Source organism: Streptomyces sp. NPDC057616 (assembly GCF_042800575.1).
Classification (GTDB): domain Bacteria; phylum Actinomycetota; class Actinomycetes; order Streptomycetales; family Streptomycetaceae; genus Streptomyces.
In genome coordinates this window covers 61792-73237 of sequence record NZ_JBHVGU010000046.1, presented here as the reverse complement: position 1 = coordinate 73237, position 11446 = coordinate 61792, and the positions used below count along the sequence as shown (strand labels likewise).

The 11446-nt window shown below is 74.2% G+C and carries 10 protein-coding genes; 2 read left to right on the top strand and 8 right to left on the bottom strand.

The genetic code is table 11. From position 1 onward, the window contains the following. Positions 1-205 precede the first annotated feature (205 nt). A complete protein-coding gene (locus ACFU97_RS39405) occupies positions 206-670 on the top strand; it encodes a nuclear transport factor 2 family protein (protein WP_384266302.1) in 465 nt (154 codons plus the stop codon). A gap of 189 nt (positions 671-859) precedes the next feature. Here the strand turns inward: ACFU97_RS39405 and ACFU97_RS39400 are convergent, their stop codons facing one another. Together ACFU97_RS39400 and ACFU97_RS39395 are read right to left on the bottom strand one after the other, a co-directional pair. After that, positions 860-1339: a hypothetical protein gene (locus ACFU97_RS39400; RefSeq protein ID WP_384266300.1), complete on the bottom strand. Its 480-nt coding sequence runs from the start codon at positions 1337-1339 to the stop codon at positions 860-862. 533 nt (positions 1340-1872) lie between these two features. After that, entirely contained in the window at positions 1873-3231 is a 1359-nt protein-coding gene (locus ACFU97_RS39395; RefSeq protein WP_384266298.1) for a lysine N(6)-hydroxylase/L-ornithine N(5)-oxygenase family protein, read from the bottom strand. Between the two features lie 234 nt (positions 3232-3465). Here ACFU97_RS39395 and ACFU97_RS39390 point away from each other — a divergent pair, with 234 nt between their 5' ends. After that, positions 3466-4155, top strand: a complete 690-nt coding sequence (locus ACFU97_RS39390; protein WP_384266295.1) for an FMN-binding negative transcriptional regulator — start codon at positions 3466-3468, stop codon at positions 4153-4155. Between the two features lie 43 nt (positions 4156-4198). On the opposite strand, the gene ACFU97_RS39385 is transcribed toward ACFU97_RS39390, so the two are convergent. The 6 genes from ACFU97_RS39385 to ACFU97_RS39360 all read right to left on the bottom strand — a co-directional run bounded on the left by ACFU97_RS39385 (position 4199) and on the right by ACFU97_RS39360 (position 11009). After that, the gene (locus tag ACFU97_RS39385) at positions 4199-5065 is read right to left on the bottom strand and encodes an LmbU family transcriptional regulator (RefSeq protein ID WP_384266293.1); all 867 of its coding nucleotides are present in this window, start codon (positions 5063-5065) and stop codon (positions 4199-4201) included. Between the two features lie 229 nt (positions 5066-5294). Then, the gene (locus tag ACFU97_RS39380) at positions 5295-6569 is read right to left on the bottom strand and encodes an acetylornithine transaminase (protein WP_384266290.1); all 1275 of its coding nucleotides are present in this window, start codon (positions 6567-6569) and stop codon (positions 5295-5297) included. Beyond that, positions 6566-7549, bottom strand: a complete 984-nt coding sequence (gene argB / locus ACFU97_RS39375; RefSeq protein ID WP_384266287.1) for an acetylglutamate kinase — start codon at positions 7547-7549, stop codon at positions 6566-6568. Before argB ends, ACFU97_RS39380 begins: the two co-directional genes overlap by 4 nt. Beyond that, on the bottom strand, positions 7546-8697 hold the full coding sequence (argJ, locus tag ACFU97_RS39370) for a bifunctional glutamate N-acetyltransferase/amino-acid acetyltransferase ArgJ (protein WP_384266284.1): 1152 nt from the start codon (positions 8695-8697) through the stop codon (positions 7546-7548). The genes argB and argJ overlap by 4 nt, the downstream gene beginning before the upstream one ends. Further along, complete coding sequence (gene argC / locus ACFU97_RS39365; protein WP_384266281.1) at positions 8694-9722, bottom strand: N-acetyl-gamma-glutamyl-phosphate reductase; 1029 nt, start codon at positions 9720-9722, stop codon at positions 8694-8696. Before argC ends, argJ begins: the two co-directional genes overlap by 4 nt. 111 nt (positions 9723-9833) lie before the next feature. Continuing rightward, positions 9834-11009: a serine hydrolase domain-containing protein gene (locus tag ACFU97_RS39360; protein ID WP_384266278.1), complete on the bottom strand. Its 1176-nt coding sequence runs from the start codon at positions 11007-11009 to the stop codon at positions 9834-9836. Positions 11010-11446 lie beyond the last annotated feature (437 nt).

The window sequence follows — 11446 nt, the reverse complement described above, 5'->3', positions numbered from 1 at the left end:
CACCCAGATGACCGACCAGCTCGATCTGGCCGTCGAACAGCACGGCAAGGGCGACCTCGCCGCCCTCCTCGCCGGCGGCGACACCTGGACGGTCGCCGGCCGGCGCGCGTCCCGCTTGAGGAGTCTTTGAAAAGGGCTCGAGCCGGTCCTCCCACACTGGCCCTACCCAGCCCGGAACCCCCGGGCCGACGGGCGGAGGCCACAGATGACCGTCGAGCTGGTGGGCAGCGCCGCACACGCCCCGCACAGCCGCACATTCGCCGAACTGTATGCGCAGGCGCAGCAGTTCTACGCCCGGCAGATGCCGATCCTGGACGCACACGACACCGAGCGGTGGGCGGCCGCCTTCACCGCGGACGCCCTGCTCGAACTGCCCTTCCTCACCGGCCCGTTGCCGGCCCGCGACGCGCTCGCCCGCTACGTGCGGGCCGGCGCCGCCGCCCGCCGCCGGGCCGGTGAGCGCCTCACCCACTGGGTCGGCCTGCTCGACGTGCACCCCCGCCCCGACGGCACGCTGCACACCCGCTGCTCCGCCCTGGTGCACGCCACCCCCGCCGCGGCCGGCCGCCGCACGCTGGATGTGTGCGTCATGGAGGACGTGCTGGTGTGCGAGCCGGGCGGGGTGTGGCGGGCCGCGCACCGCCGGGTGGTCCGCGACGACCTGGCCTGACCGGGCGGGGTACAACACCGCTGCAGCGGAGCTGGAAGTTCCGCCCAGGGCCGGGGACTTGGGGCCGGGGGCGTGCCTAGAGTGGGCGGTGCACCATCACCTCCCTGTCCGCGCCCGTCTGCCGTCCCTGACGAGGGCGGGCGCGTCGACAGGACCCGGGCCGCCGCCCGTGCGCGGCGCGTGAAGGGGTCAGGGCAGGCCGGTGAACGAGGCGAGGACGTCGTCGAGTTCGTGGCCGTGCACGGTGAGCGACTGGGCCGGGACGGCCGCCGCGTCCAGCAGGGTGAGCAGCGCCCGCAGGCTCTCGAGGCCGGTGCCGGCCGGGATCTGCAGGGTGAGCGCCGCCGGGTCGCTGACGGCGTCGCCGCAGCCCGCCACCGGGCCGGCGGCGGCGACGGCGGCCGCCGCGGCGGCGAGCGCGGGCCCGTCGGCGAACCGCACCCGCACCACGCCCGCCGGTGCGGCGGCCTGCGCCCGGCCGGCGAGCAGGGCCCGGCCGGTGTCGGCCAGGGCGCCGAGCAGGATCAGCCGGGCCCGGGGCGAGAGACAGCCGGCGAGAGTATGGGCGAGGGCGCGGGCGCCCTCGCCGTCGGTGTCGGCGGCACGGGTCAGTGCGCGGCCCAGGGCGGCCGGCTGCGGCGTGCTGTCGGCCGCGTGCGTGTGCGTCACGGGCACTGCCCTCGCCTTCGCTGGGGTGTCGTCGTCCGGGCGCCGGGGGGACGGATGGCGCTCATGGCAGGACTCCTTGGGTGGGGGGATGCCGGCCACGGCGGGCGTACAGGGTCCCGGGGTGGCCGGGGGAACCGGCCGGTGGCGTAGGGCGGTTCGCCATGGCGTCGACGACCCGCCGGCCCGTGCCGGGCGGCGCCGCCCATCATCGCGCGCCGGCGCCGGCCGGCGGAACACCGATTCCCGTCAATGACCCACACCGGCTGCTTTTCACCACCGCCCGGAAAAAGAGGCGGCCGGGGGTTTGTCCCGAGTGTCGCGCCGGCATGTCACGTCCTGTCAACGGGACGGTGGAGGGGGGACGGCGGATATCGGAAAACTGTTTATTCCCGCGGGTCCTCGCGCGCACCGGAAAACCGCAGCAGCATTTCCTCGCGGCCGGCTCGTGCCGCGGTGGAGCGCGGGGAGCGCCCGCCCGGCCCACCCGGCGGGCCGATCGGGCCGATCCGCCGGGCGGGCCGGGCCCGCCGGGGTCAGGCGACCGAGGAGGCCACCTGCACGGGATGGGCGCCGTCCAGATCTCGCCCGGTGCGCCGCAGCACGATCGAGTCGGCGATCTCGCCGCTGCGGATCGCGATGTTGGACAGCAGCGACGACGTCAGGCCGTGGGTGTGCTCGGTGCCGCCCTGCAGATACACCCCGCACGACATCAGGTCGGAGGCGGTGATCAGGCGGTAGTCGCGCTCCACCCGGTGCCGGCCGGCCGCGTCGCGCAGGAAGTGCCGGTCGAAGTCGCCGAGCAGCCGGGCGGGGTCCACACCGTCGTAGCCGGTGGCGAACACCAGCGCGTCGACGGCGAGTTCCTCGGTGCGGTCGTCCAGCAGCGAGTGCAGGGCCACCCGCGTGACGCTGCCGCTCTGGTCGACGTCGGCGACCCGGGTCAGGTTGCGAAAGTGCAGCCGCGGCTCGCCGCCGCGCACCTGCTCGTCGTAGGAGCGCTGGTACAGCGCCCGGATGACGTCCGCGTCGACCACCGAGTAGTTGGTGTTGCGGTGGTAGCGCCAAAAGGAGTCGCGGGCCCGCTCGGTGCCGAAGTAGTACTCGTCGACCGCGCTGGGGTCGAACACCTGGTTGGCGAAGGGGGTGTCGTCGGCGACGGAGTAGCCGTAGGACGGGATGACCGCGCTGACCTGGGCGTGCGGCAGCGAGTCGTAGAGGAAGCGGGTGATCTCGGCCGCGCTCTGCCCGGCGCCGACCACCGCCACGCTCTGCAGCTCGGCGGGGTCCTTGGCCCGGAAGCGGGCCAAAAACTGCGAGCTGTGCCAGACCCGTTCGTCGCCCCGCACGCCGTCCGGCAGGCGCGGCACCAGGCCGGTGGAGATGACCACGTTGCGGGTGCTGACCACGCTGCGGCTGCCGTCCTGGCCGCGCACCTCGATCTGCAGCAGGTCGGGTGCGGCGCCGCCGTCCTCGCTGGCCGGCCGGATCGCGGTGACCTCGGCGCCGTAGGTGACCTTGTCGCCGAGGTGGGCGGCAGCCCATTCCAGGTACTGGTGGAATTCCTGCCGGGTCGGGAAGAAGTCCTGGTTGTTCACGAACTGCACCAGCCGGTCCGCGGCGTGCAGATAGGAGATGAAGCCGTACCGGGACGTCGGATTCCTGAAGGTCGCCAGGTCCTTCAGGAAGGAGATCTGCATCGTCGTCGAGGGCAGCAGCATGTTGCGGTGCCAGCCGAACGTGGGCTGCCGCTCGAAGAAGTGGGACGTGATCGGAGACTGCGGCGAGCTCGCCTCGTGTTCCTCCAGGGCGATCGCGAGCGACATGTTGGACGGGCCGAACCCGATGCCGACCACGTCGTAGATCCCTTGGCTGGGCCTACCCGTTGTGTCCATAGAAAATTCTCCCGCTTGCTTCTGGAAAACTCGACCGGTGGCTCGACAGACCGTCGTTGAGTGTTCTGCGGAAAGTGTCGGGAAAGCAACTCGAGGACGGCATGAAGGCGCTTTGACGACCGCACCGGATACCCGGTACCGGAATTCCGTGTCCCGTCGACGGGACGGGCGGTATGGTCGGCCCGGATTATCGATCCGTACCCGATTCATATTTTGCCGAGAGGGTGAATGCGGATGTTCGTGCCCAGTTTCTACCGCGCACCGGAGAGTTCGTGGATGGCGGAGTTGATCCGTGGTAATCCGCTGGCCCTCGCGGTCACCAGCGCGGGCCCCGACAGCGGCCCGTTCGCCACCCACCTGCCGGTGATCTTCGACCCGGAGGCCCCGGAACCCTCGGCGGCCCCGGACGGCCCGGACGGCCCGGACGGCTCGGAGGGCTCGGGGGGCCCGCTGGTGGGGGCCACCCTGCTGGGGCACATGAACCGGGCCAACCCGCACTGGGCGGCGCTGGAGTCGGGCGGGACGGTGCTGCTGACCTTCACCGGCCCGCACTCCTACGTCTCGCCCACCGTGTACGAGGTGACACCGGCCGCCCCGACCTGGAACTTCACCGCCGTCCACGTGCGGGGCGTGGTGGCCAAGCTGGAGACGATGGAGCAGACGCTGAGCGTGGTGCAGGCCACCGTGCGCGCCTTCGAGGACCGCTTCGGCACCGGCTGGGACATGACCGGCTCGCTGGAGTACTTCCGCAAGATCGCGCCGGCCGTGGGCGCCTTCCGGTTCACGGTGACCGGCGCCGAGGGCATGTTCAAGCTCAGCCAGGAACAGCCCGGCGAGGTCCGCGCCCGGGTGCAGGACTCCTTCGAGCACAGCGCCTGCACCTACCGGCGCGAGACCGCCGCGCTGATGAACCGCCTGCCGTAACCCCCCGCCGGCCACGGCCCCACGGCCCCTTCAGGCACCGGCCTCAGGCACCGACGGCCAGCGCCCGCCCGGCCGCCGGCGCGGGCCGGGCGTCCTGCGCCGCGGCGGGCCCGGCCGTGGGCAGGGCCGGCCGGAGCCTCAGCCCGGCGAACTCCGCCTGCGCCACCCGCTCCCGCTCCTCCAGCTCCGGCCGCTGCGCCGTCTGCTCAGGCTTCTCCAACTGTGCTGTCTGCGCCGGGTGTTCGGGCAGGATGGCGGCGTCCTCCTGCAGGGCGCCGGCGGCGGCGCGGTCCAGGGTGGTCGTCACCCACTGCTCGAAGTCGACGCCCAGCTGCTGCGCGGCCTGCTGCCAGCGCTGGAAACGGCTGCCGGGCAGCTCCAGACGGCAGTTGGGCTCGGCGGCGGCCGGCTGCTGCCCGCCGCGGCGCGCGGCGCGGATCGCGGTGCGCAGCTGCTTGGTGGACCACTGCCGTTGCTCGGCCCGGTCCAGCCACAGCTCCTGCTCCTGCACCGTCAGGGAGGCCAGCTCGGCGTGGTGCTGGAAACTCAAGCACGGCCGGCGCCGGGTGAGGTCGAACCGCCGGGAGACCCACGCGTAGTTGCGCAGCGTCTGGTACGACAGGCCCGCGGCGCGGATGCCGCGCTGGTAGCGGTCGGTGTAGTGGTCCTTGCCGTAGACCAGCCAGTCGCCCAGCCACCAGGAGGAGGAGTCCAGGACGTCGGCGAGCTGGCGGCCGGCCCGCTCCCACTCGTCGTAGGCCATCTTGGCCGGCATCTGCAGGCCCACCCGGGTCGTCAGCACCGGCGCCCGGCGCGGCCCGGTCCCCGCGGGGCGCGGCGGTGGCTGCGGGAGCGCGGCTGCCGGGCCGCCGTTCGGCGCTGCGGTTCGACCGGCCTGACGCATCATCATGCCTCCATGGAAGGGTCCACCAAACCGGCCAGAAGCCTCCCAGGGCGCTCTGGAGCACCACCGTAGCCGCACTCGAACGGCCATACGGCGCACCCGCCTACGGCCAGGCCGGCGGGCCGCGGGCCGTCCCGCCGCCGGGACACCCGGCCCGGGGCGAGCGGTGGTTTCCCGCCAGAAGCCGGCCCGGGCCGCCGGCGGCCCGGGCGGGGGAGCGGGGCAGGGGTGGTGGTCAGGCCACCGCCGCCGGCTGCTGGTCGTGGGCGGTGGACAGGGCGGTGGACAGGGCGGTGCGGAAGCGTTCCAGGAAGGTGTCCACCTCGGCGTCGGACACGGTCAGCGGCGGGGCGAGGCGGATGACGTCCGCGGCCACCGCGTTCACCAGCACCCCCGCCTCCTGGGCCGCCTGCTGCACGCGCTCGGCGCACGGGGCGGCCAGCGCGACGCCCACCAGCAGGCCGGCGCCGCGCACCTCGCGCACCAGCGGGTGCGGCGGCACCGCCAGCCCGTGCCGCAGCCGCCGCCCCGCCGCCCGCACCCGGTCGAGGAGGTGGCCGGCGTCGATGGTGTCCAGCACGGCCAGGGCGGCCGCGCACACCACCGGGTTGCCGCTGAAGGTGGAGCCGTGCGTGCCCGGCGTGAGCAGGCCGGCGGCCGGGCCGAAGGCGAGCGTGGCGCCGATGGGCAGCCCGCCGCCCAGCCCCTTGGCCAGGGTGACGACGTCGGCCTCGACGTGCTCGGCCTGGGCGGCGAACCAGTGGCCGGTGCGGCCGATGCCGGTCTGGATCTCGTCCAGCACCAGCAGGGCGCCGGCCGCCGTGGTGATCTCGCGGGCGGCGTGCAGGTAGCCGGGCGGCGGCACGATGACGCCGCTCTCGCCCTGCACCGGCTCCAGCATCACCAGCGCGGTGTCCCGGGTGACCGCCGCGCGCAGCGCTCCGGCGTCGCCGTAGGGCACGTGGCTCACCTCGCCCGGCAGCGGCCGAAACGGCTGCTGCTTGGCGGGCTGCCCGGTCAGGGCCAGGGCGCCCATGGTGCGGCCGTGGAAGCCGCCGGTGGCCGCGACCATGTGCCGCCGCCCGGTCAGCCGGCCGATCTTGAAGGCGGCCTCGTTGGCCTCCGCGCCGGAGTTGGAGAAGTACACCCGGCCCGGGCGGCCGGACAGCTGCAGCAGGCGTTCGGCCAGGCGCACGGTGGGCTCGGCGGTGAACAGGTTGGAGACGTGGCCCAGTCGGGCGGCCTGCTCGGTGATGGCCCGCACGACGGCGGGGTGGGCGTGGCCGAGCGCGTTGACGGCGATGCCGCCGACGAAGTCGAGGTAGCCGGTGCCCTCCGCGTCCCACACCCGGGTGCCTTGGCCGCGGACCAGGGGCAGGCGGGGGGTGGCGAAGGCGTGTGTCATCACCTCCTGCCAGCGCCGGGTCAACTCCGCATTGCCGCCCACGCCGTTGCTGCCGCCGGTGTGGTTGCCGGTGTGGTTGCCGTGCTTGTGCGCGGGGGTGGTCATGCCGTCTCCTCCAGGCCGCCGTCGTCGTCGGGCACGACCACGGTGCCGATGCGGTCGTCGGTGAACAGCTGCCGCAGGATGGAGTGCTCCACCCGGCCGTCGACGACGCGGGCGGTGCGCACCCCGTGCCGCACGGCGTGCAGGCAGGCCTCCATCTTGGGGATCATCCCCGCGGTCAATCGGGGCAGCAGCGCGGCCAGTTCGGTGGCGGTCAGCCGGGGCACGACGTCCTGGCTGTGCGGCCAGTTCGCGTACAGGCCGGGCACGTCGGTCAGGATCAGCAGGGCCTCGGCGCCGAGCGCGGCGGCCACGGCGGCGGCCGCGGTGTCGGCGTTGACGTTGAACACCCCGCCCTCGGCGGCGTCCTTGGCGTCGTGCGGGCGGGCGATGGAGGAGATGACGGGGATGCGGCCGTCGGCCAGCAGCGCCTCGACGATGCCCGCATCGACGTGGGCGACCTCGCCGACCCGGCCGATGTCCACCGGCCGGCCGTCCTTTTGGGCGTAGCGCTTGACGGCGGTCAGCAGGCGGGCGTCCTCGCCGGTCAGGCCGACCGCGTGCGGGCCGTGCGTGTTGAGCAGCCCGACCAGTTCCCGCTGCACCTGCCCGGCCAGCACCATCCGCACGACGTCCATGGTCTCGTCGGTGGTCACCCGCAGGCCGCTCTCGAAGCGGGACTCCAGGCCCAGGCGGCGCAGTTGGGCGCTGATCTGCGGGCCGCCGCCGTGCACCACCACCGGGTTCAGGCCGGCGTGGCGCAGATACAGGATGTCCATGGCGAAGGCGGCCTTGAGGTCGTCGTCGACCATGGCGTTGCCGCCGAACTTGATGACGACGGTCTTGCCGCGCATCCGCGCCAGCCAGGGCAGCGCCTCGATCAGGGCGCGCGCCTTGGGCAGCGTCCCGCCCCCGCCGGCCGGGTCGGTCCGGTCGGTCCGGTCGGGCGGCGGGGCGGGGGAGGGGACCGGGGAGGCGTTCATGAGGCGTACTCGCTGTTCTCGTGGACGTAGTCGGCGGTCAGGTCGTTGGTCCACACCACGGCGCTCTCACGGCCCGCGGCCAGGTCGGCGGTGATGCGGACCTCGCGGCCGGTCAGGTCCACCAGGGCGCGGTCCTCGCCCACCGAGCCGTTCTTGCACACCCACACGCCGTTGATGGCGACGCCGAGCCGGTCGGGTTCGAAGGCGGCCCGGGTGGTGCCGATCGCGGCCAGCACCCGGCCCCAGTTGGGGTCCTCGCCGTGCAGGGCGCACTTGAGGAGGTTGTTGCGGGCGACGGCGCGGCCCACCTCGACGGCGTCGTCCTCGCTGGCCGCGCCCATCACCTCGATGCGGATGTCCTTGCTCGCGCCCTCCGCGTCGCCGATCAGCTGCCGGGCCAGGTCGGCGCAGACCTGGCGGACGGCCTCGGCGAACTCCCCGTAGCCGGGGGTGATGCCGCAGGCGCCGGAGGCCAGCAGCAGCACGGTGTCGTTGGTGGACATGCAGCCGTCGGAGTCGATGCGGTCGAAGGTGACCCGGGTGGCGGCGCGCAGCGCCCGCTGCAGTACGTCGGCCTCGACGGCCGCGTCCGTGGTCAGCACGGCCAGCATGGTGGCCAGGCCGGGGGCGAGCATGCCGGCGCCCTTGGCCATGCCGCCCACGCTCCACCGGCCGCGGCCGGCGGTGGCCGTCTTGGGGACGGTGTCGGTGGTCATGATGGCGCGGGCCGCGTCCGGCCCGCCGTGCGCGGACAGGGCGGCGCCGGCCCGGGTGAGGCCGGCCAGCAGCCGCTGCATCGGCAGCGGCACGCCGATCAGGCCGGTGGAGCAGACGGCCACCTCGCCCATGTCGTGGCCCAGCAGACGGGCGGTGTGCTCGGCGGTGGTGCAGGTGTCCTGGTAGCCCTGCGGGCCGGTGCAGGCGTTGGCGCCGCCGGAGTTGAGGACGACGGCGCGGACTTGGCCGCCGGCCAGGACCTGCCGGGACCACTGCACGGGCGCGGCCTGCACCCGGTTGGCGGTGAACACGCCCGCGGCCGCCGCGCGCGGCCCGTGGTTGACGACGAGCGCCAGGTCCCGGGCGCCGTTGTCCTTGATGCCGGCGGCGATGCCCGCCGCGGTGAAGCCTCGTGCTGCGGTGACGCTCACGGTGCGACTCCGATCGTGGAAAGCCCCAGGGTCTCGGGCAGGCCGAGCGCGATGTTCATGCTCTGCACCGCGCCGCCCGCGGTGCCCTTGGTGAGGTTGTCGAGGGCGCTGATCGCGACGATCCGGCCGGTCGCCCGGTCCAGCGCCACCTGGATGTGCACGGCGTTGGAGCCGGTGACGGCCGCGGTGGTGGGCCACTGCCCCTCCGGCAGCAGCCGCACGAACGGCTCGTCGGCCAGCGCCTTGTCGTAGGCGGCGCGCACGTCGTGCGGGCCGGCGCCGGGCCGCGCGGGCACGGAGCAGGTGGCCAGGATGCCGCGCGGCATCGGCGCCAGCGTCGGGGTGAAGCACACACCGACACGGCATCCGGCGACCGCGCTGAGGTTTTGCACCATCTCCGGGATGTGCCGGTGCCCGCCGCCCACCCCGTAGGGCCGCATGGAGCCCATGACCTCCGCGCCCAGCAGGTCGGAGCGCAGGGTGCGGCCCGCGCCCGAGGTGCCGGAGGCGGCGACCACCACCGCCTCCGGCTCGGCCAGGCCGGCCGCGTAGGCGGGAAACAGCGCCAGCGAGACGGCGGTGGGGTAGCAGCCCGGCACCGCGATGCGCCGCGTACCGGCCAACACCGCGCGGGCGCCGGGCAGTTCGGGCAGCCCGTAGGGCCAGGTGCCGGCGTGCGGCGAGCCGTAGAAGCGGACCCAGTCGGCCGCATCGGCCAGCCGGAAGTCCGCGCCGCAGTCGACGACCAGGGTGTGCTCGCCCAGCTGCCGGGCCACGGCCGCCGAACGGCCGTGCGGCAGGGCCAGGAAGACCACGTCGTGGCCGGCCAGCGCGTCGGCGGTGGTGGCCTGCACCTCCCGCTCGGCCAGCGCCGTCAGATGCGGCTGCAGGCTGCCCAGCCGCGCCCCCGCGCTGGTGTGCCCGGTGAGGGCGCCGATGTCCACCTCGGGGTGCGCCAGAAGCAGGCGCAGGAGCTCGCCCCCCGCATAGCCGCTGGCTCCGGCCACGGCCGCTCGCACTGTCATGAACCCTCCTGGTCGGCAAAGCAGGTCGTCCTGGCAGGCCCCGCGCACCCCGGCCCGGCGCGGCGGGCGGCCCCGGCGGTGCGGGGCGGCAGCCGGCGGGGCGGCGGGGCGTCAGTTCGACGGGGCGGGGCAGAACTCGGCGTTCAGGGTGGCGAGCAGCTGCGACACTTCCCAGTCGCCGTTGTAGTTGAAGGTGAGCTGGTGGCGGCCGTCCTCGCTGAACGCGGACAGCGTCAGCGAGCCCACCACGCCCCCGTCGTGGTACCAGACACTGGTGTTGCAGCCCAGCGTCAGCAGCTCCACGCCCAGGCCGTAGGACGAGGCCGGGAAGTCGGGGTTGACCACGGTCGTCTTGAGCTCCTTGAGCTGCTGGGCGGGCAGCAGCCGGCCGCCCATCAGCGCCCCGTAGAACCGGTTGAGGTCGCCGGCGTTGGAGATGAGGTCGCCGTCGCCCCAGTTCTGCGAGCCGTTGACGTCGGTGACGTCGTCGATGCGGTCGGGGTCGGTGCCGTAGAACAGCTTGGAGTAGCCGCGGCTGCTGGGCCTGGGCACGGTGGTGGCGGTGCCGGGGTTGGACGTCGCCTTCAGCTTCAGCGGGTTGAGGATGCGCCGGCGCACCTCCGCCTCGTAGGAGGAGCCGCTGACCTTCTCCACGATCAGGGCGGACAGGATGTCGTTGGTGTGCGAGAAGGAGTGCCGGGCCCCGGGCGGGAACATCGGCGGGTGGGAGAAGGCCACCGCCAGGCGCTGGGCGGGGGTGAGGGTGTCGTAGCGGTGCTGCAGGAAGCCGTCGCCCAGCGTGTACTTCTCGTAGTACGCCGGGTCGGCGAGGTAGTCGTACAGGCCGCTGGTGTGGTTCAGCAGCTGCCGCACGGTGATCCGGCGGCCGTCGTTGCCGCTGCCCGTCACCACGCCCGGCAGGTACGTCTCCACCGGGTCGTCGAGGCTGAGCTTGTGCTCCGCCTCCATCTGCAGCAGCACCGTGGCCACGAACGTGTTGGTGATGCTGCCGGTGCGGAAGCGGTCCTCCGGGCTGCGCGGCGCGCCGGTGGTGCGATCGCCCACGCCCGCCGTCGTCCGCCACACCCCGGCCGCGTCCCGGGCCTCGGCGCTGACACCGGGCACCCCGGCCGCGACGGCCGCCTCGATCGCCGCCTGCGTGGCCTGGTGGCCGCCCGCCGCGCGGACGGGGCCGGCCGCCGCCGCGGGCGCGGTGAGCGCGCCGGCCGTCAGCGCCGCCGCGGCCAGGGCCACCAGGCGGGCCCTGCGTCTGGTCGGTGTCGTCATCGTTCGTTCCCCCTGAGGAATCGTCCGTACCTGGCTGATGTCGTACTTGTGCGGTTCGTCGGCGGCAGACTAGGTCACCCTTCTCGAACGCCGGTAGCTTGCGCAGCGAGCCGCCTCCGGGCGCCAAGTCGCCTGCGGATGAGCCGAGTTGGGTGTGTGCCGCGGTCCGGCTCGGGTGGTTCTCGGGCGGGTGTGCGGCGCTTTTCGAGTGATCCTCAGGCGCCGGTCGCGCGGCGGCCGAGGCGCGGCATCGTGGCACACGCGACCGGCCCGGTACAGGGGGCCGGCGGCCGCGCGCGGCCTCTCCCGGCGCCCCGGCGGGCCGCGGCCGGTGGAGCCTTGTAGCGCCGGTGCCGGCCTTCCTACGGTGACGTGGCATCGCCGGGACCGCCACCACCGCGGGTGTCCCGTCGACCGGACACCGGGCGTGTCCCGTC